The sequence below is a fragment of the Agromyces flavus genome, assembly GCF_900104685.1.
In the GTDB taxonomy this organism is placed as follows: Bacteria; Actinomycetota; Actinomycetes; order Actinomycetales; family Microbacteriaceae; genus Agromyces; species Agromyces flavus.
The window spans coordinates 853161-871924 of record NZ_LT629755.1 but is presented as its reverse complement, the minus strand read 5'-3'; the positions used below and the strand labels follow the sequence as shown (position 1 = coordinate 871924).

17 protein-coding genes are annotated in these 18764 nt (G+C 72.3%); 2 read left to right on the top strand and 15 right to left on the bottom strand.

Annotated features, from left to right (window positions below; all coding sequences use genetic code 11):
• Positions 1–5: 5 nt before the first annotated feature.
• Genes BLT99_RS04130 through BLT99_RS04115 form a run of 4 tightly spaced genes read right to left on the bottom strand, consistent with a single transcriptional unit; the run spans position 6 to position 4565 of the window.
• The gene (locus BLT99_RS04130; RefSeq protein ID WP_229724721.1) at positions 6–989 is read right to left on the bottom strand and encodes an AAA family ATPase; all 984 of its coding nucleotides are present in this window, start codon (positions 987–989) and stop codon (positions 6–8) included.
• Positions 990–1021: 32 nt separating this feature from the next.
• Positions 1022–1513, bottom strand: a complete 492-nt coding sequence (coaD, locus tag BLT99_RS04125; RefSeq protein ID WP_092669517.1) for a pantetheine-phosphate adenylyltransferase — start codon at positions 1511–1513, stop codon at positions 1022–1024.
• A 50-nt stretch (positions 1514–1563) separates the two neighbouring features.
• Entirely contained in the window at positions 1564–3750 is a 2187-nt protein-coding gene (locus BLT99_RS04120; protein ID WP_092669516.1) for an ATP-dependent DNA helicase RecG, read from the bottom strand.
• The gene (locus BLT99_RS04115; RefSeq protein ID WP_133988548.1) at positions 3747–4565 is read right to left on the bottom strand and encodes a tetratricopeptide repeat protein; all 819 of its coding nucleotides are present in this window, start codon (positions 4563–4565) and stop codon (positions 3747–3749) included. Before BLT99_RS04115 ends, BLT99_RS04120 begins: the two co-directional genes overlap by 4 nt.
• 48 nt (positions 4566–4613) lie before the next feature.
• Here BLT99_RS04115 and BLT99_RS04110 point away from each other — a divergent pair, with 48 nt between their 5' ends.
• Positions 4614–5216: an RsmD family RNA methyltransferase gene (locus BLT99_RS04110; protein WP_092669514.1), complete on the top strand. Its 603-nt coding sequence runs from the start codon at positions 4614–4616 to the stop codon at positions 5214–5216.
• Here BLT99_RS04110 and thiL read toward each other — a convergent pair.
• A complete protein-coding gene (thiL, locus tag BLT99_RS04105; RefSeq protein ID WP_092669513.1) occupies positions 5186–6184 on the bottom strand; it encodes a thiamine-phosphate kinase in 999 nt (332 codons plus the stop codon). The two genes, BLT99_RS04110 and thiL, sit on opposite strands and share 31 nt — an antisense overlap.
• Positions 6185–6208: 24 nt before the next feature.
• On the opposite strand from thiL, the gene BLT99_RS04100 reads away from it, so the two are divergent.
• Entirely contained in the window at positions 6209–6718 is a 510-nt protein-coding gene (locus BLT99_RS04100) for a DUF3515 family protein (protein ID WP_092675592.1), read from the top strand.
• Positions 6719–6725: 7 nt separating this feature from the next.
• On the opposite strand, the gene BLT99_RS04095 is transcribed toward BLT99_RS04100, so the two are convergent.
• The 10 genes from BLT99_RS04095 to BLT99_RS04050 all read right to left on the bottom strand — a co-directional run bounded on the left by BLT99_RS04095 (position 6726) and on the right by BLT99_RS04050 (position 18736).
• Positions 6726–7820, bottom strand: coding sequence for a D-alanine--D-alanine ligase family protein (locus tag BLT99_RS04095; protein WP_092669512.1), 1095 nt, complete (start codon positions 7818–7820; stop codon positions 6726–6728).
• A complete protein-coding gene (locus tag BLT99_RS04090; RefSeq protein ID WP_092669511.1) occupies positions 7720–8856 on the bottom strand; it encodes an NAD(P)H-dependent glycerol-3-phosphate dehydrogenase in 1137 nt (378 codons plus the stop codon). Before BLT99_RS04090 ends, BLT99_RS04095 begins: the two co-directional genes overlap by 101 nt.
• Positions 8849–9625: a lysophospholipid acyltransferase family protein gene (locus BLT99_RS04085; RefSeq protein ID WP_229724675.1), complete on the bottom strand. Its 777-nt coding sequence runs from the start codon at positions 9623–9625 to the stop codon at positions 8849–8851. Before BLT99_RS04085 ends, BLT99_RS04090 begins: the two co-directional genes overlap by 8 nt.
• A gap of 7 nt (positions 9626–9632) precedes the next feature.
• Positions 9633–11003: a UDP-N-acetylglucosamine 1-carboxyvinyltransferase gene (gene murA / locus BLT99_RS04080; RefSeq protein WP_092669510.1), complete on the bottom strand. Its 1371-nt coding sequence runs from the start codon at positions 11001–11003 to the stop codon at positions 9633–9635.
• Positions 11004–11621, bottom strand: coding sequence for a 3-isopropylmalate dehydratase small subunit (gene leuD / locus BLT99_RS04075; RefSeq protein ID WP_092669509.1), 618 nt, complete (start codon positions 11619–11621; stop codon positions 11004–11006). It lies immediately after the preceding gene.
• A gap of 1 nt (position 11622) precedes the next feature.
• Positions 11623–13134, bottom strand: a complete 1512-nt coding sequence (gene leuC / locus BLT99_RS04070) for a 3-isopropylmalate dehydratase large subunit (RefSeq protein WP_092669508.1) — start codon at positions 13132–13134, stop codon at positions 11623–11625.
• Between the two features lie 410 nt (positions 13135–13544).
• On the bottom strand, positions 13545–14150 hold the full coding sequence (locus BLT99_RS04065) for an FHA domain-containing protein (protein ID WP_133988550.1): 606 nt from the start codon (positions 14148–14150) through the stop codon (positions 13545–13547).
• A gap of 10 nt (positions 14151–14160) precedes the next feature.
• Entirely contained in the window at positions 14161–16464 is a 2304-nt protein-coding gene (locus BLT99_RS04060) for a transglutaminase-like domain-containing protein (protein ID WP_092669506.1), read from the bottom strand.
• A complete protein-coding gene (locus BLT99_RS04055; protein WP_092669505.1) occupies positions 16461–17771 on the bottom strand; it encodes a DUF58 domain-containing protein in 1311 nt (436 codons plus the stop codon). Before BLT99_RS04055 ends, BLT99_RS04060 begins: the two co-directional genes overlap by 4 nt.
• On the bottom strand, positions 17768–18736 hold the full coding sequence (locus BLT99_RS04050; RefSeq protein WP_172802961.1) for an AAA family ATPase: 969 nt from the start codon (positions 18734–18736) through the stop codon (positions 17768–17770). Before BLT99_RS04050 ends, BLT99_RS04055 begins: the two co-directional genes overlap by 4 nt.
• Between the last annotated feature and the right edge of the window lie 28 nt (positions 18737–18764).

Below are 18764 nucleotides of genomic sequence, written 5' to 3'. Positions count from 1 at the left end.
CGGTCTCACTCCCTCCGTGCGCTGCCCACCGGGACGGGCGTCTCGGACACGACGCGACGCACGATGGCGTCGATGAGCGGGCCGCCGTCGCGATCGTGGCCGCCGACGGCGCGGCTGGTCGGCACGAGGCGGTGGGCGAGCACCGGCACCGCCAGGGCGTCGACGTCGTCGGGCAGGACGAAGTCGCGGCCGTGCATGGCGGCGTGGGCCTTCGCGGCCCGGATCAGCTGGAGGGTCGCGCGCGGGCTCGCCCCGAGGCGCAGCTGCCGGTCGTCGCGTGTGGCGCGCGCGAGCTCGACCGCGTATTCCTTGACGGGCTGCGAGGTGAAGACGAGGTGCACCGCGGCGATCATCGCGCGGAGCTCGTCGAGCGACACCACGGGCTGCAGGGAGTCGAGCGGGCTCGCGGTCTCGCGCTGCGCCAGCATGTCGAGCTCGTCGACCGGGGCGGGGTAGCCCATCGAGATGCGCGCCATGAACCGGTCGCGCTGGGCCTCGGGCAGCGGGTACGTGCCCTCCATCTCGACCGGGTTCTGCGTGGCCACGACGGTGAACGGCTGCTCGAGCCGGTACGTCGTGCCGTCCGCCGTCACCTGCCGCTCCTCCATGCACTCGAGCAGCGCCGACTGGGTCTTCGGGCTCGCGCGGTTGATCTCGTCGCCGATCACGATGTTCGCGAACACGGGCCCGTGCTTGAACTCGAACCGCCGCGAGGACTGGTCGAAGACCGACACGCCCGTGACGTCGGACGGCAGCAGGTCGGGCGTGAACTGGATGCGGCTGACCGTGCAGTCGACCGAGCGCGCGAGCGCCTTGGCGAGCATCGTCTTGCCCACGCCTGGCACGTCCTCGATGAGCAGGTGGCCCTCGGCGAGCAGGACGGTCAGCGCCGCCGTGACGGCGTCGCGCTTGCCGCTGATGACCGTCTCGACGTTGCGGACGACGGCCGCGGCACGCTCACCGACCTCGGCGATGCCCATCGGAGGCATGGCCGGTGCCTCGGTCACGGTCATCGGCTCGCTCACGGTCGCATCGCCCCCTGCAGGTAGTCCGCGACGGCGTGCGGCACGTACGGGCTCACGTCGCCGCCGAGCGCCGAGACCTGGCGCACCAGGGAACTCGAGACGTGGGCGTTCGCCGGATCGGGAAGCAGGAACACCGTCTCGACGCCCGCCAGGTGCCGGTTCACGATGGCCATCGGGGTCTCGTAGCCCACGTCGACCTGCGAGCGGATGCCCTTGACGAGCACCGATGCGCCGACGTCGGTGCAGTAGTCGACGAGCAGTCCCATGCTCCACGACGCCACGACGATGTCGCCCGGGATGTGCGCGTCGGCGATCGCCTGCTCGATGAGCGCGACGCGTTGGGCGATCGGCAGGAGTGCGGACTTGTCGGGGTTGTGCACCACGACGACGTGCAGCTGGTCGTACAGACCTGCGGCCCGCTCGATCACGTCGAGGTGGCCGAGCGTAACGGGGTCGAACGATCCGGGAACGACGGCGATCCGCTGCATACGGCCAGCGTAGTGTGCGAGCGGCGCCTCGGAGCAGCTCGGCGAGAGTCTCAGCCCCTGCTCAGGTACTCGCTCGCCTCGTCGTCGAGGCGGCGGCGGACCGCCGCCGCGAGGGCGGAGTGCGACGCGAGCCGTGGGTCGTCGGCCAGCACCTCGGCGGCCGCCTCGCGCGCATCGGCGATGAGGTCGCCGTCACGGGCCACGCGGAGGAGCTTCAGGGAGGACCGACCGCCCGACTGGATGGCGCCGAGCACGTCGCCCTCCTGCCGGAGCTCGAGGTCGACGCGGGCCAGCTCGAACCCGTCGAGTGTGCCCGCGACCGCGTCGAGCCGTTCGCGCGCGACGCTGCCCGCCTCGGCGCCCGTGACGAGCAGGCACAGTCCGGGCACGCTGCCCCGGCCGACCCGCCCGCGGAGCTGGTGCAACTGCGACACCCCGAACCGGTCGGCGTCGACCACGACCATGGTGCTCGCGTTGGGCACGTCGACGCCCACCTCGATCACCGTGGTCGCGACGAGCACGTCGAGATCGTGCCCCGCGAAGGAGCGCATCACGTCGTCCTTCTCGTCGGCGGCCATGCGGCCGTGGAGCGGTGCGACGCGCGCGTCGGCCAGGTTCGGGTTCGCCCGCACCTCGGCGAGCACCGAGGCGACGGATGCCGCGGGGCCCGCGGTCGGCGCCGGCTCGCCCTCGGGCGGGTCGGCCTCCTCGGCGACCTTCGCATCGATCGCCGGGCAGACGACGAAGCCCTGGCGACCCTGTGCGAGCTCCTCGGCGAGCCGCTCCCACACCCGGGCGCGCCAGGCGGGCCGCTCGGCCAGCGGCACGACGTGCGTCTGGATTCCCGCACGGCCGGCCGGCAGCTCGCGGATGGTCGACACGTCGAGGTCGCCGAAGACGGTCATCGCCACCGTGCGCGGGATCGGCGTCGCCGTGAGCACGAGCACGTGCGGATGGCGGCCCTTGAGGCGGAGCGCCTCGCGCTGCTCGACGCCGAACCGGTGCTGCTCGTCGACGACGATGAGCCCGAGGTCGGCGAACGAGGTCGTGTCGCCCAGCAGCGCGTGGGTTCCGACGACGATCCGCGCCTGGCCGGCGGCCACGCGCAGGGCCGCCTTGCGCCGGTCGGCGGCGGGCAGCTGCCCGGTGACCAGCGTCGGCATCACCTCGGCGGAGAGCTCGGGACCGAGCATGCGCACGATCGACCGCAGGTGCTGCGCGGCGAGCACCTCGGTCGGCGCGAGGAGCGCCGCCTGGCCGCCCGACTCGGCGACCACGAGCATCGCCCGGAGTGCCACCACGGTCTTGCCCGAGCCGACCTCGCCCTGCACGAGCCGGTTCATCGGGACCGGTTCGGCGAGGTCGTGGAGGATCTCGGCGCCGACCGCGTGCTGGTCGTCGGTCAGTTCGAACGGCAGCGCCGCCTCGAAGCGCTCGAGGAGGCCGCCGGGAGCGGGCTCGCGACGGACCGCCTCGTGCGCACGTGCCGCCGCACGTCGCTCGAGCAGCGCCGTCTGCAGCACGAAGGCCTCGGTGAAGCGGAGCGTGCGCCGTGCGGCCTTCCAGTCGACGTCGCGTTCGGGCCGGTGCACGAGCTCGAGCGCCTCGCGATGGGTGAGCAGGCCGCGTGCGCTCCGCACGCCGTCGGGCAGCGGATCCTCGACGGGGCCGAGCCCGTCGAGGATGAGCGCGACCGCGTTCTGCACCTGCCAGCTCGACAGGCTGCCCGTCGCGGGGTAGATCGGGATCGGGGCGGTCGCCCAGCGCACCGCCGCGGCATCCGCACCCGAGACCGGCTGCGCCTCGTCGAAGAGCTGGTAGTCGGGATGAGCGAGCTGGCGGGCGCCGCGGTAGTCGGAGACCTTGCCGGCGAACATGCCGCGGACGCCGGGCCGCAGCTCGTTGGCCCGCCACTTCTGGTTGAAGAAGGTGAGCGTGAGGATGCCGGTGCCGTCGGAGATCTTGGCCTCGAGGATCGATCCGCGGCGCGAGCGCATCGTGCGTTCGCGGACCTCGAGCACCTCGGCGACGATCGTGACGTTCTCGTCGAGCGGAAGCTCGGCGAGTGCGGTCAGCTCGCCGCGGGTCGCGTACCTCCGGGGGTAGTGCGCGAGCAGGTCGCCCACGGTCGTGTAGCCCCATGCGCGCTGCAGTGCCTGGGCGGTCCGACCGCCGAGCGCGGTCGTCAGCCGGCTGTCGAGCGTCAGTGCCCCCTCCGCCACGCGTTCGGCCGTCATGGCTCGATCGTAGGCTCCGCCTCCGTCGTCGCGGCGGTGAGCGCCTCGATCTCGGCCTGGACGTACGTGTCGTCGGGCCGCGCGCGCGCGAGCTCCCGCTGCAGCTCGAGCGCCTCGTCGGTGCGGCCGAGGCTGCGGAGCGCCCGGCCCACGGACCAGCGGGCGACGTGCTGCTGGCCGGCGGTGCCGTACTGGTCGGCCGCCTCGACGGCCTTCTCGAAGTGGTAGAGCGCAGCCCCCGCATCGCCGCGATCGTGCTTGGTCCAACCGAGGTTGTTGTGCAGCGCGACGCCCCAGCGCTTGAGTCGCGGGTCGCGCACGCCGTCGAGGATGTCGAAGCCCTCGGCGGCCCACTCCTCTTCGTGGCCGGTGTCGTTGAGCGCGAGCATGTGGAGTGCGTCGAGGACGAGGAAGGTCGATCCGGAGAGCGCAGCCTCGCGGACGGCCCGGGTGAGGTAGGGCACCGCTTCGTCGCCGTGCTCGGATGCCGCGGCGATGCGGCCTCGCTCGAGCGCGATGCGCGCCACGAGCTCGGCCGACTCCTCGGGCGTCTCGCCCTCGCGCTCGGCGGCCTCGAGTTCGGCGAGCACGGCGAGCGCCTCGTCGTCGCGGTGCTGGATGCCGATCGCGCGCGCGAGCTGCGTGGCCATCACGGCGCGTTCGTGCGCCGAGTGCTCCTCGTCGGCGGCGGCCGCGCGGAAGCGCTCCTCGCTCGCCGCCGGATCGGCGAAGTCCCAGAGTCGGTCGATCGTCTGCTGTTCGTGCCCCCGGTGGCGGGACGGATCGGCGTGCAGGGCGTCGGTCATGTCTTCCACGTCTCCATCATGGCAGCGCCGGAGGGGCGCCCGTTATGCTCCCGAGACATGACCCGCATCATCGCCGGCGACGCCGGCTCGCTCACGCTGGCCGTGCCCAGGTCCGGCACGCGGCCGACGAGCGACCGGGTGCGCGAGGCGATCTTCTCGGCGCTCGAGGCACGCGACGCGATCGACGGGGCGGTCGTGGTCGACCTCTACGCCGGATCGGGCGCCCTCGGCCTCGAGGCCGCGAGCCGAGGCGCGAGCGAGGTGGTGCTCGTCGAACGGGCGAAGGCGGCCGCCGACGTGTGCCGGCGCAATGCGACGGCCGTGGCGCGGGCCGTGCGGCGCCGCGCGCCGCGCATCCGGGTCGAGGTCCGCAGCGTGCCGACGTACCTCGAATCGGCGCCGGGCGGGATCGACCTCGCGTTCATCGACCCGCCGTACGACCTCGGCGAGCGTGAGCTCGCCCGCGACCTCGAACTGCTCGCGCCGAGGCTCGCCGACGATGCGACCGTGGTGGTCGAGCGCAGCTCGCGCTCCCCCGAGCCGACGTGGCCGCGCGGGATCTCGCCCGAGCGCCGTCGCGACTACGGCGAGACGACCCTCTGGTGGGCCTCCGCTGCGCCCGCGACGGCTCAGCCCGAGACGCCGTCCCAGCCGGAGTAGGGGTCCCAGCCGCTGGTGTCGACCGGCTCGCCGTCGAGCGTCAGCCGGCCGGCCTCTCCGGTGGCGGTGCCGATGACCTCGAACGGATGCGGCAGCGCGGCGCCCGGCGGGAACGCGGCGAGCAGCCCGTGGTCCTCGGCGCCGGCGAGCGCGATGAGCGGGTCGGCGCCGAGCGCGTCACTCCGGAAGTCGACGCCGACTCCGCTCGCCTCCGCGAGGCGCCGCGCGTCTCGGGCGAGCCCATCGCTCACGTCGAGCATCGCGGTCGCCCCCGCGAGCGAGGCGGCGATACCGGCCGCGACCGGCGGCCTCGGCGAGAGTTGGGCGCCCACGAGTTCCGGATGGCGGTCGCGCACGGCGGCGGCTCGCGCGGCATCCGGCTCGCCCGCGGCATCCCGCGCCTCGGCGAAGAGCAGCGCGAGCCCGCGCGCCGCGTCGCCGCGTGCGCCGGCGTGCCCGATGAGGTCGCCCGGTCGAGCTCCGGATCGGAGCACCGGCGCGCGTCCCTCGAGATCGCCGAACGCGGTGACCGCGATGGTCAGCGCGTGCGACGCGGACAGGTCGCCGCCGACCACGCCCGCTCCCGGCGCGAGTTCGGCCAGCGCATCGCGCAGGCCGTCGGCGATGCCCTCGAGCATGGCGACCGGCAGGTCGGTCGGCGCCGCGATCGAGACCACGAGCGCGGTCGGCCGCGCGCCCATCGCCGCGACGTCGGTGAGGTTGGTGGCTGCGGCCTTCCAGCCGAGGTCGTGCGGCGTCGACCAGGCGAGTCGGAAGTCGGGGCCGTGCACCATCATGTCGCTCGTCACCACGTACCGGCCGTCGGGCGCCGCGACCACGGCTGCGTCGTCGCCGGGGCCGAGCAGCGATGCGTCGCCCGAGCGCAGCCTCGGGAGCACCCGCGCCAGCACCGCCGACTCGCCGAGCTCGCCGATCGTGGGCGAGGACTCGTGCGCAGGGGGCTCCATGGCTCCCACGGTAGCGTGGAGGCGATGTCCGCTCCCCGCTCCCGCCGTGCCCCGCGCGCGCTGCCGAGGCTCGTCGCCGCGGCATCCGTCGCCGTCGCCGCCCTGACGGCGCTCACCGCCTGCAGCCAGCCCGTGCCGTTCGATCCGGCGCCCGACGCCGCCGACCCCGACTGCGCAGCGGTCGTGGTGCGGCTGCCCGACGAGGTCGCCGGCCAGGCCGAGCGCGAGACCAACGCCCAGGGCACCGGCGCGTGGGGCTCGCCCGCATCGGTGCTGCTGCGCTGCGGCGTCGAGCCGCCGGGCCCGACGACGCTCCGCTGCGTGAGCGTCGACGACGTCGACTGGATCATCGACGAGTCCGACGCGCCGCGCTACCGCTTCACGACCTACGGACGCACGCCCGCGGTCGAGGTGGTCGTCGACAACGACGTCGTGGCGGGCACCACCGTCATCACCGACCTCTCCCCCGCCGTCGCGGCGATCCCCGCCGAGGGCGGGTGCACCGACCTCGAGGAGCTGCCGGCGGAGCAGTGACCCGCGGCTACCGGGCGCCGCGCGCGACGCCGAGCTCGATGAGCTCGGCGATCAGCTCGGGATAGCTCACGCCCGAGTTCGTCCAGCACGTGGGGAACATCGAGATCGGCGTGAACCCGGGCAGCGTGTTGACCTCGTTGACGACGAACTCGTCGCCGGTGTGGAAGACGTCGACGCGCGCGAGCCCCTCGCCGCCGATCGCGGCGAACGCGCGCTGCGCGACGCGCTGAAGCTCGCCGGCCTCGCCGTCGCCGAGGTCGGCCGGGCAGACGAGCTCGACGCCCGCGCCGTCGAGGTACTTGCCCTCGAAGTCGTAGAACTCGCGCCCGGTGAGCACGATCTCGCCCGCCACGCTCACGCGGGCCGGCCCGCCGTCGCGCGACTCGAGCACGCCGCACTCGATCTCGCGGCCCACCACAGCGGCCTCGACGAGCACGGTTCGGTCCTCGGCGAACGCGACGTCGAGCGCGGAGTCGAGCTCGCTCCAGTCGGACACCTTGCTCACGCCGACCGACGAGCCCCCGCGCGCGGGCTTGACGAAGGCGGGGAGCCCGAGGCTGCGTACCCGACGCTCCCAGAGCTCGCGGTCGCCGTCCCACGCCGCTCGGGTCAGGGTCACCCACGGCGCGACCGGGATGCCGGCGCCCTCGAGCACCGTCTTCGTGACGTGCTTGTCCATGCCGATGGCCGACGCCAGCACCCCGTTGCCGACGTAGGGCAGCCCGAGGAGCTCGAAGAGCCCCTGGACGGTGCCGTCCTCGCCGAACCGACCGTGCAGGATCGGGAACACCACGTCGACGTCGCCGAGCGAGGACTCCGTGCCATCCGCCCCGACGACCCGCAGCTCACGGCTCGCCGCCGACTCGGGCCACCGCACGCGCGAGCCGTCGTCGGCCACCTCGGGCAGGTGCTCGGGGTCGAGCGCGAAGCGTGCGGGGTCGTCGCTCTCGAGCACGAAGGCGCCCTCGCGGGTGATCCCGACCGGGATCACCTCGAACCGGTCACGGTCGATCGCCGACAGCACCCCGCCCGCCGTTGCGCAGCTGATCGAGTGCTCGCTTGACCGCCCGCCGAAGAGCAGAACCACCCTGAGCTTGTCCATCCATCGTCCTTTCGCCCTTGGGCTCGTCGTCGGTCGTGAGGTGCGGCGCGATGTCCTTGGGTGCGAGCGTTCCCGCCAGCACCTGGCGGACCTGCTCGACGATGGGCATCCCGACGCCCTTGGCGCGCGCCAGCTCGAGGATCGGACCGACCGAGGCGAGTCCCTCGGTGGTCTGCTGCATCTGGTTGACGACCTCGGGCAGCTTGTAGCCCTGGCCGAGCAGGCGCCCGGCGGTGTTGTTGCGCGACAGCGGCGACTGGCACGTCGCGATGAGGTCGCCGAGGCCGGCGAGGCCCGAGAGCGTGTCGGGGTGCGCGCCGTAGGCGACCGCGAAGTCGGTCATCTCGACCAGGCCGCGCGTGATGATCGACGCCTTCGTGTTCTCGCCGTAGCCGGCCCCGTCGACGATGCCGATGGCGACCGCGATGAGGTTCTTCAGTACGCCGCCGAACTCGGTGCCGATGACATCCGTGTTCACGAACGAGTGGAAGTACTTGTTGCGGGCCACGGATGCGACGGCCTGCGCCGTCTCCATGCTGGTCGAGGACACCACGGCGGCCGTGGGCTGCTCGCGTGCGATCTCGAGCGCGAGGTTGGGTCCGGAGATCACCGCGATCTGCGATTCGGCGATCGGCAGGATCTCGGCGATCACCTCGCTCATGCGATGGCCGGTCGACTTCTCGACGCCCTTCATGAGCGACACGAGCACGGCGTTCGCGTGCAGGTGCGGTTCGGCCTGGATCAGGTTCTGCCTCAGCGTCTGGCTCGGCACGCACACGTACACCTGCTCGGCGCCCGCGAGCGCGAGGTCGAGCCGGCTCGTGGCGCGCAGTCCGATCGGCAGGTTGATGCCGGGGAGGTAGTCGCTGTTGCGCTTCGCCTCCTGGATCTCGCGAGCCAGCTCGGGCCGGCGAGCCCACAGCATGACGTCGGCGCCGCCGTCGGCGAGGATCTTGGCGAAGGTGGTGCCCCAGCTTCCGGCGCCGAGCACGGCCACGCGCCTGCCGGGCGCACGTCGGCCCGGCGTCCTAGCCATCGAGGCGCCCCGTCTCCTTCTGGCCGTGCTTGACGGGGTCCCAGCGTTCTGCCGGCGGTGTCTCACCGCGAAGCTCGCCGAGCAGCGCCGCGATCGCGTCCATGAGCTCGTTGGTGGCCGCCGTGAGGTTCGCGGTGTCGAGCGGCTTGTCGACGTAGGCCGAGAGGTCGAGCGGTTCGCCGATGATCACGTCGACGGTCTTGCGCGGGAACAGGCTGAGCTTCTTGCCGTATCGCGGCAGGATCGCCTGCGTGCCCCAGTGCGCGGCCGGCACGACCGGGATGCCGCGCTCGAGCGCGATGCGCACCGCGCCGGTCTTGCCACGCATCGGCCACATCTCGGGGTCGCGCGTGAGCGAGCCCTCGGGATAGACGATGACCATGCGCCCCTCCTCGACGAGGCGCTCGGCCGCGCGGATCGCCGCGTGGCTCTGGCTGCCCGCGCGCTCGACCGGGATCTGGCCCGAGGTGCGCAGGAACCAACCGAGCACGGGATTCTTGAACAGCGACGCCTTCGCGAGGAACCGCGGCGCGCGGCCGAGCTTCCACGAGGCGACCCCCATCACCAGGGGGTCGACCTCGCTGTAGTGGTTCGGCGACAGCACGAACGCGCCGGACTGCGGCATCCGCTCGCCATGGTGGAAGCGGTACTTCACCGACAGGTTCCAGAGCGGGAGGATGAGCGCGGCCAGCACCCAGAAGAACGAGGGACGGCGCTTCTCGGCGCCGCGCTTCACCGCAGGCGCGGCGGCGGGGTCATGTCGGGGCACTGACCCATTATCCTTCGAGCGCGAAGTCCGCTCCGAGCAGCTCCAGCTTGGTGATGAAGTTCTCGTAGCCGCGTGCGATGATCCCGACGTTCGACACGGTCGAGCGCCCCTCGGCGGTCAGCGCCGCGATGAGGTGGCTGAACCCGCCGCGCAGGTCGGGCACCTCGATGTCGGCGCCGTGCAGCTGCGACGGGCCCGAGATTACCGCGGAGTGCTTGAAGTTGCGCTGGCCGAACCGGCACGGGCGACCGCCGAGGCACTCCTTGTGCACCTCGATCGACGCGCCCATCTCGACGAGCGCGTCGACGAAGCCGAAGCGCTGCTCGTACACGGTCTCGTGCACGATCGAGACGCCCTTGGCCTTGGTCAGCGCGACCACGAGGGGCTGCTGCCAGTCGGTCATGAAGCCCGGGTGCACGTCGGTCTCGATGATGACCGGCTTGAGCTCGCCACCCGGGTGGTAGAAGCGGATGCCGTCCTCGTGGATGTCGAACGCGCCGCCGACCTTGCGGAACACGTTGAGGAACATGAGCATCTCGGCCTGGCGCGCGCCGCCGACGAAGATGTCGCCCTCGGTCGCGAGCGCCGCGGCCGCCCAGCTCGCGGCCTCGTTGCGGTCGAAGAGCGCGCGGTGCGTGTAGCCCTGCAGCTTCTCGACGCCTTCGATGCGGATGACGCGGTCGGTGTCGACCGAGATGATGGCGCCCATCTTCTGCAGGATGTTGATGAGGTCCATGATCTCGGGCTCGATCGCCGCGCCCGACAACTCGGTGATGCCGTCGGCGAGCACCGCGGTGAGGAGGACCTGCTCGGTCGCGCCCACGCTGGGGTACGGCAGTGAGACCTTCGCCCCGTGCAGGCCGTTGGGGGCCGACATGCGGATGCCGCTCGGGAGCTTCTCGACGATGGCGCCGAAGTTGCGGAGCACCTCGAGGTGGTAGTCGATCGGCCGGTCGCCGATGCGGCAGCCGCCGAGGTCGGGGATGAACGCCTCGCCGAGGCGGTGCAGCAGCGGCCCGCAGAACAGGATGGGGATGCGGCTCGAGCCCGCGTGCGCATCGACCTCGGCCATGTGCGCCGTCTCGACGGCCGACGGGTCGAGCACGAGGTCGCCCTCGTCGGCGCCCTCGGTCACGGTCACGCCGTGCACCTCGAGCAGCCCGCGCACGATGCGCACGTCGCTGATGTTGGGGACGTCCTTCAGCACGCTCGGGGTGTCGCCGAGGATCGCCGCGACCATCGCCTTCGTGACGAGGTTCTTCGCGCCCTTCAACTCGATCCGGCCGCGCAACGGCTTGCCGCCGTTGATCGTGATGCGGTCGACCGGGAGGCCGACCGCCGTACCGTGCTGCTTCGCGTCATCCACGAGTGTGTTCACTCAGTTCCCTGTCTCTGCCGGCTCCCGGATCGGGAGCGTCGTCGGCCGCCACGCCTCACGGTGCGACTCGAACTCGGCGATGGCCGGCTCGTCCCGGAGGGTGAGCCCGATGTCGTCGAGTCCCTCCAAGAGCCGCCACCGAGTGTAATCGTCGATGTCGAATGAAACCGTGAGTGAGCCGATGCTCACCGTACGCTCAACCAGATCGACGGTCGCGGATATTCCCGGCTGCGCCTCGATCTCCTCCCAGATGCGCTCGACGTCCTCGTAGGCCACGAGCGCGGCGAGCAGGCCCTGCTTGCCCGCGTTGCCGCGGAAGATGTCGCCGAACCGGCTCGAGATCACGACCTGGAAGCCGAAGTCGCGCAGCGCCCAGACGGCGTGCTCGCGGCTCGACCCCGTGCCGAAGTCGGGACCGGCGACGAGGATCGACGCACCCGCGTACTCCGGGCGGTTGAGCACGAATTCCGGGTCCTGCCGCCATGCTTGGAAGAGGGCGTCGTCGAAGCCGGTCTTGGTGACGCGCTTGAGGAACACCGCCGGGATGATCTGGTCGGTGTCGACGTTCGAACGGCGCAGCGGGGCGGCGACGCCGGTGACGGTGCTGAACTTCTCCATGTCAGATGCCGCCCTTCGCGCCGGTGGTCGAGTAGGCGGGGCCCGCATCGAGACCTCCGGATGACTCCTGCTCGAGGTCCCACGGGCTGGACAGCGTGCCGCGCACGGCCGTCGCGGCCGCGACGAGCGGTGAAACCAGGTGGGTACGACCGCCCTTGCCCTGCCGCCCCTCGAAGTTGCGGTTCGAGGTGGAGGCGCAGCGCTCGCCGGGCGCCAGCTGGTCGGGGTTCATGCCGAGGCACATCGAGCAGCCGGCGAAGCGCCACTCGGCGCCGAACTCCTCGAACACCTTGTCGAGGCCCTCGGCCTCGGCCTCGAGCCGCACGCGCGCCGAACCGGGCACGACCATGACGCGCACGCCGTCGGCCTTCTTCCGACCCTTGACGATGGACGCGAACGCCCGCAGGTCCTCGATCCGGCTGTTCGTGCACGAGCCCATGAAGACCGCGTCGACCCTGATGTCCTTCAGGGGGGTGCCGGCCGCGAGGTCCATGTACTCGAGGGCGCGCTCGGCCGCGGCACGCTCGTGCTGGTCGTCGATCGCGGCCGGGTCGGGCACGACGTCGCTCAGCGAGACGCCCTGGCCCGGGTTCGTGCCCCAGGTCACGAACGGCTCGAGCTCGTTCGCGTCGATGAACACCTCGGCGTCGAAGACGGCGCCCTCGTCGGTGGGCAGGGTGCGCCAGTACTCGACGGCAGCGTCCCAGTCCTCGCCCTGCGGCGCGTGCGCGCGACCCTGCAGGTACGCGAAGGTCGTCTCGTCGGGCGCGACCATGCCGGCGCGGGCACCGGCCTCGATCGACATGTTGCAGATGGTCATGCGGCCGTCCATCGACAGCGAGCGGATGGCGCTGCCGCGGTACTCGAGCACGTAGCCCTGCCCGCCGCCCGTGCCGATCTTCGCGATCACGGCGAGGATGATGTCCTTCGCGGTCACGCCCGGACGCAGCTCGCCCTCGACCGTGATCGCCATGGTCTTGAACGGCTTGAGCGGCAGCGTCTGCGTGGCGAGCACGTGCTCGACCTCGCTCGTGCCGATGCCGAACGCCATCGCGCCGAACGCGCCGTGCGTCGAGGTGTGGCTGTCGCCGCAGACGACGGTGATGCCGGGCTGCGTGAGGCCGAGCTGGGGCCCGACGACGTGGACGATGCCCTGCTCCTTGTCGCCCAGCGAGTGGATGCGCACCCCGAACTCCGCGGCATTGCGGCGCAGCGTCTCGATCTGGGTGCGGCTCGTGGGGTCCGCGATCGGCTTGTCGATGTCCAGCGTCGGGGTGTTGTGATCCTCGGTCGCGATCGTGAGATCAGGCCGGCGGACGGGGCGGCCCGCCATCCGCAGGCCGTCGAACGCCTGAGGGCTCGTGACCTCGTGCACGAGGTGCAGGTCGATGTAGATGAGGTCGGGCGTGCCGTCCTCGCCCTTCTTCACCAAGTGCGCGTCCCAGACCTTCTCGGCCAGGGTGCGCGGGCGATCGGGGATGTTCGGGTACTGCTCAGTCGCTTCCGCGGTCATGAATGCGTTCTTCCTCGTGACGGGTGTGGCAGCCGACGACGAACTCCGCGACGGGGAAGGCCGTCAGAACGAGGCCCCGTCGCGGCGGAGAAGGAGGAGCCGGCCGCTGAGCACGTTCGCAAGGGTATCACCCTGCGGCCGCGATCCCCGCCCCGCCGGCGTAGGCATGGACGTCATCCCGACGTGCTCCATCCGGATTCGAGATGCGCCCATGTCGACGAGGCTATCGACACCTCGCGACGTTCGGAGCGCGCTCGCACGCGACCTCGGTCACGGTTCCTCGAATGCGGGTGGAAAGGTATCCGCCGGATACGTTTCCACCCCTTCTGTGCGCGGGAACACGGCCGGCCGACGCGTGTCGCCGTCCTGTCAGCGGCGACACGCGGACCGGTGCGGGCGAGCACGATCCGTCACGGGACCTCGTCCTGCTCGGGTGCGACGTCGGCCAGGAACGCGACATCACCGAGCAGCAGCACCGCTTCGGCCGGAACCGGGGTGGGGATGCCGGGCTCGAGCTCGATGGGATCTCCGCCTTCCGGCCAGATCCGCACCCCGTTCGTGGACCGCAGGTCGGTCGCGAGGAGCCGATCGACCTCGACCACCAGCAGGACGTGCGTCTTGGAGACGGAACGAAGGGTGTCGAGGATCGCGACCGGCGTGCCGCCGCCCGGGACGGTGTCGGGCTGCGGATCGCGGCCCGCGACCACACGATCGTGCACCACGAACTCGATCCCGTCGGCGCTACGGAGGCGCCATGCCCGCGGCCGCGCCGGCGCAGCCGGCGCGGCTGGCGCGGCCGCCATCGAGGACGGCACGGGCGCCTCACCCGGGGGCTGAGTCGGCAGGGCGGGCCGCGTCGCTCGCGGGGGCGGTGCGACGGGCGTCACCGGGCGGAAGACGGGGAGCCGGTCGGGCGCGCGGATGGTCCGATCCGGAGTCGCGCCGGTGGTGGTCCCCTTGTCCGGCGCGTCGGGCACCAGCCCGGGCGGCGGCACGATGAAGTCGGGCTCGCTCACGCCCCCCACCTTAACCGCCGCGTCCGCGGCGACGCATCCGGTACCGCGAGACGAACCGCCGCAGCCGGCCAGCGGCCGCCGCGACCGCCGCCGCCGCGGCATCCGCCTCGGACCATCGCCGGTCGACCGACGCCGGCGCCAGGTCGCCCGCGCCGAACACGTCGCGGTCGACGGTCGCGGCCAGCGTCGAGAGGCGCACGCCGTCCTCGCCGGTCCGCACTTCTCCGAGGCCCTGCTCGTCGAGCTGGCGCTCGAGCGCGCGCGCGGTCTGCAGCCTCGAGGAGCGCTCGGGCGGTTCGAAGCCGAGCTCCGCGTATCGGTCCACGAGCTCCTCCCAGGCGCCGGCCGCCTGCCGGTCGCCGGTGCCGCGGTGACGGATCGCGCGCCGCCGGCGCTTGGCGAGCGCGACCGCGAGCATCGGCAGCAGCACGATCGCAGCGGGGATGCTCACGCTCAGGATGATCGCCCACGCCCACGCGGGCAGCTGGAAGGGCCGGTCGCGGTCGTCGTCGTCGGTGTCGTCGATCTCGACCGTGGTGAGGAGCTCGTCCTCGGCCTGCTCGGCACGCGGCGGCTGGCGCACCTGCGGCTGCGGCTCGGACTTCGGCTTCGGCGTCTGCTCCTGGGGCACATCCACGTTGTCGGGCGTGGGCCGGAACGAGACCCAGCCGACGCCCTCGAACGGCACCTCGACCCAGGCCGTCACGTCGGACCCGAGCACCTCGACCTCGCCGGCGCCGTCGGCGACCTCGGGGGCGTAGCCCATGACCACGCGCGACGGGTAGCCCAGGTGACGTGCCATCAGGGCCATCGCCGCGGCGTACTGCTCGGCGTCGCCGACCATCTGCGTGCGCGTGAACAGCTCGATGAGCCGGTCGGCCCCGTGGCCCGCGCGCGAGGGGACGGCGTCGCTGGCGAGGCCGTGGCTGAGGAACCCGTTGGTCTTGAGCCCGCGCTCGATGGCCCGCAGCTGCTCGATGGGGCTGGCCGCCTCGCCGGCGTACTCGTCGGCCTTCGCCGCGACGACGTCGGGCAGGTTCTCGACGATCGGCAGGGTCAGCTGCGCGACCGGGACGTCGGCCAGGTCCTCGTCGTCGGGCTCGCGCTGGATCCGCGACTCGAGGCGGTAGCGTGCCCCCTCCGCGACGCCGCTCGTGAGCACCGCGGTGCCCGCCGCCGCGTTGTAGCGCAGGTCGCCGGCGCGCTCGGCGGCATCCGCGTCGAGCAGCTCGAGCTCGGAGCCGTACCCGACGGTCGGCAGCCAGACGTCGTCGTACGCGAGCACCTCGACCTCGACCGATCGGGAGCTGCCGAGGTCGGCCAGCTCGGGCGCGGGCAGGGTCGTGCCCACGATCGCGTATCCGCCGTCGGTCGCGGCCTGCTCGGGCCCGGCGACGTTCCACAGGCGACCCGTGTACGAGTCCATCCCCGCGAGCCGCACGGTGTCTCCGGGCTCGAGGCCCGCGACCGTGAACAGCGGCTCCTCGGCGAGGTCCTTGGTGTACTCGCGGAACCCCGCCAGCGGGCTCGCGAACTGCAGCGGGTCGAAGGGCGGGACGACCTCGTCGCGGAGCACGAAGCGCTGGGGCGCGATGGGCGCCAGCGCCAGTCCCGCCACCGCGCCGACGATGACGGCCCCGGCCACGACCGCGGCCGAACCGGTCAGCTTGCGCCGGCGCAGGCGGGTCGCGCCATCCCCGGCCGTCTCGACCTGCGCACCCCGGCGCCAGGCGATCCACGTCAGCGCGACCGCCGCGAACGCGACGCCGCGGATCGCGGCGAGGAACGACTCGTCGGTGCCGAGCAGGATGCCGGAGAGGAACAGCACCACGGGCCCGATGAGCAGCACGGCCCCGCGCAGCGGCGAGCGCCTCACCGAGAGCCAGCGCAGCACGAGCATGCCGCCGACGAGCGACACGACGGTCGCGGCGGCGTACGGCACGGCGGCGACGTACGCGGGCGCTTCGACCGGTGCCGAGATCGTCAGGATGTCGGCCCACCCGTGGACCGCGCCGATCGCGAGACCCGCGAGCGACGTCAGGCTCGGCAGCACGACGAACAGCGCCGCGTCGGGCATCACGAACGGCGTGCCGACGAGGAAGTACAGCGCGATCCCGAGCAGGACCGTGGTGAGGACGTTCAACCGCCACAACGTGCCGAGCACCGCGGCGAGCGTGCCGACCACGAGGCCGGCGACGGCGGCGAGCAGGAAGTCCAGCCCGCCGAAACTCGTCTCCAAGCCCGCGATGGCGAGCAGCGACAACAGCGACAGCACGCCGAGGTCGGCGAGCGCGGTGCGCGGGATGCGCGTCACGGGCGGACCCTCCGCACCAGGCGGGACAGCTCGTCGAGCGTGCCGACCGTGACGACCGTCGACTCGCCGACGCGCGTGATGCGCGAGGCGGCGCCGAGCTCGGCCCGGAACACGAGGATCTGCGTGTCGGACCCGAACACGGTCTCGACGGCGCGGAACTCGGCCAGCGGCGCGATCGAGCCGCCGACCACGATGACGACGCTCGGGGTCGGCACGCGCTTCGCCGCCTCGCGGACCACGTCGCGCACGGGCAGGGCGCCCGATTCGACCGGCGCGATGCGGCTCGTGTCGTCGAGCAGCGCGGTGGGCGTCGCCGTGTTCAGCCGCAGCCGATCCGTCGCCGTCGCGAGCCGCGTGGCATCCCGGATCACCTGCACGCCGAGCGACGCGAGGACCGAGACGGCCAGCTCGAACTCCTCGTCGGACGCATAGTGCGCGCGGTTCGTCGCCTGCACCAGGAGCAACTGCGACCGTCGGGTCTCCTCGTACTGGCGCACCATGAGCTGCCCGGTGCGCGCCGACGTGCGCCAGTGCACGTTCCGCAGCGCATCACCGGGCTCGTACGCACGCAGCGCGTGGAACGAGATGTCGTTGTCGGTGATCGTCTTGGTGATCTCGCCCTCGAGATCGCGTACCAGGCCTGCGGCCGACGGCTTCAGGCGCGCCGTCACGGGGTGCACGAACAGCTCGACCGGCTCGGTCCAGCGCACCTCGCGGCGCAGCAGGCCGAGCTGGTCGCCACGAACGGACGCCGCGGGTCCGGCCGTGATGACGGCGCGCCGCTGCGTCGGCACGGCGAACAGCTCCTCGTGCTGCCCACCGGCGGGGATCGACGGGATCACGAACTCCGCGAGTCCGCGACCGACGGGCAGCTCGAGCTGCGAGGGCACGGATGTCGCGTCGGCGACGTTGTGCACGACGAGCCGGCCGAGGGCGCGCTCCCCCGCGACGACTCGCCGGGGCTGCAGCTCGATCTCGACCCGGTACCGCATGCGGCCGAAGACGAACGGCACGGCGAGGAGCAGGGCAGCCAGCAGGGTCGCCCCGACGAACGCGAGCTCGATCCATCCGAGGGCCCATGCCAGCCCGAGCGCGACCACCGCGGCGACGAGCACGAGCCATCCGACCGGGCTGACGACGCCGGTCACCGGCTCGGCGAATGCGGCCACCCGGTCACCGGCGCGTCTCGCCGATGCGAGCCCGGTGCGAGCGGATGCCGCGATCGAGCGGCGCACGGAGCGCAGCGCGATGCGCGCCTGCGACGGAGGTGTCGCGGGCGTGGCCGGAGTGTCGGTGTCGAGCGTCATGCCGCCCGGTACGCCGGCGGTGCGACGTCGACGAGCACCTTCGAGACGATCTCGTCGGCCGTGACGCCGGCGAACTCGGACTCGGGGTCGACGATGATGCGGTGCGCGAGCACCGGCACGGCCAGCTCGCGCACGTCGTCGGGCGTGACGTACGTGCGGCCGCGCGAGATGGCCCACGTCTTCGCCGCGCGCGCGAGCGCGAGCGCGCCGCGCATGCTGACGCCGAGCGCCGAGTCGCGGTGCTCGCGGGTGGCCGACACGATCTGGTTCAGGTACGACAGCACGGCGGCGTCGACGTGGACATCGGCGGCGAGACGGGCCATCGTCGTGACCGAGCTCGAGGCGATGATCGGCGACACCTTCGAGGCCCGCGCCCGGTTCGCGGAATCGAGCAGCAGCGTGACGGCCGTGTCGTGGTCGGGGTACCCGAGCGAGGTCTTGATGAGGAACCGGTCGAGCTGCGCCTCGGGCAGCGAATAGGTGCCGGCCTGCTCGACGGGGTTCTGGGTCGCGATGACCATGAACGGACTGCCGACCTCGTAGCTCACGCCGTCGACCGTGACGCGGCCCTCCTCCATGACCTCGAGCAGCGCGGACTGGGTCTTCGGGCTGGCCCGGTTGATCTCGTCGGCGAGCACGATGGAGGCGAAGATCGGCCCGCGGTGGAACTCGAACTGGCCCTTGCCCTGGTCGTAGATGGTCACGCCCGTCACGTCGGAAGGCAGAAGGTCGGGCGTGAACTGGATGCGCGAGTGGGTGCCGTCGAGCGTGTTGGCGAGCGCCTTCGCGAGCACGGTCTTGCCGGTGCCGGGGAAGTCCTCGAGCAGCACGTGCCCCTCGGAGAGCATCGCGGTCACGACGAGTTCGATGATGTCGCGCTTGCCGAGGATGGCGCGGTCGACGTTGTCGACGAGCTTCGAGAAGGCGTCCTGGAACCACAGGGCCTGGTCTTGGGTCACTGGCATGTTCATTCCTTGTTCTGCAGCCGGGTAC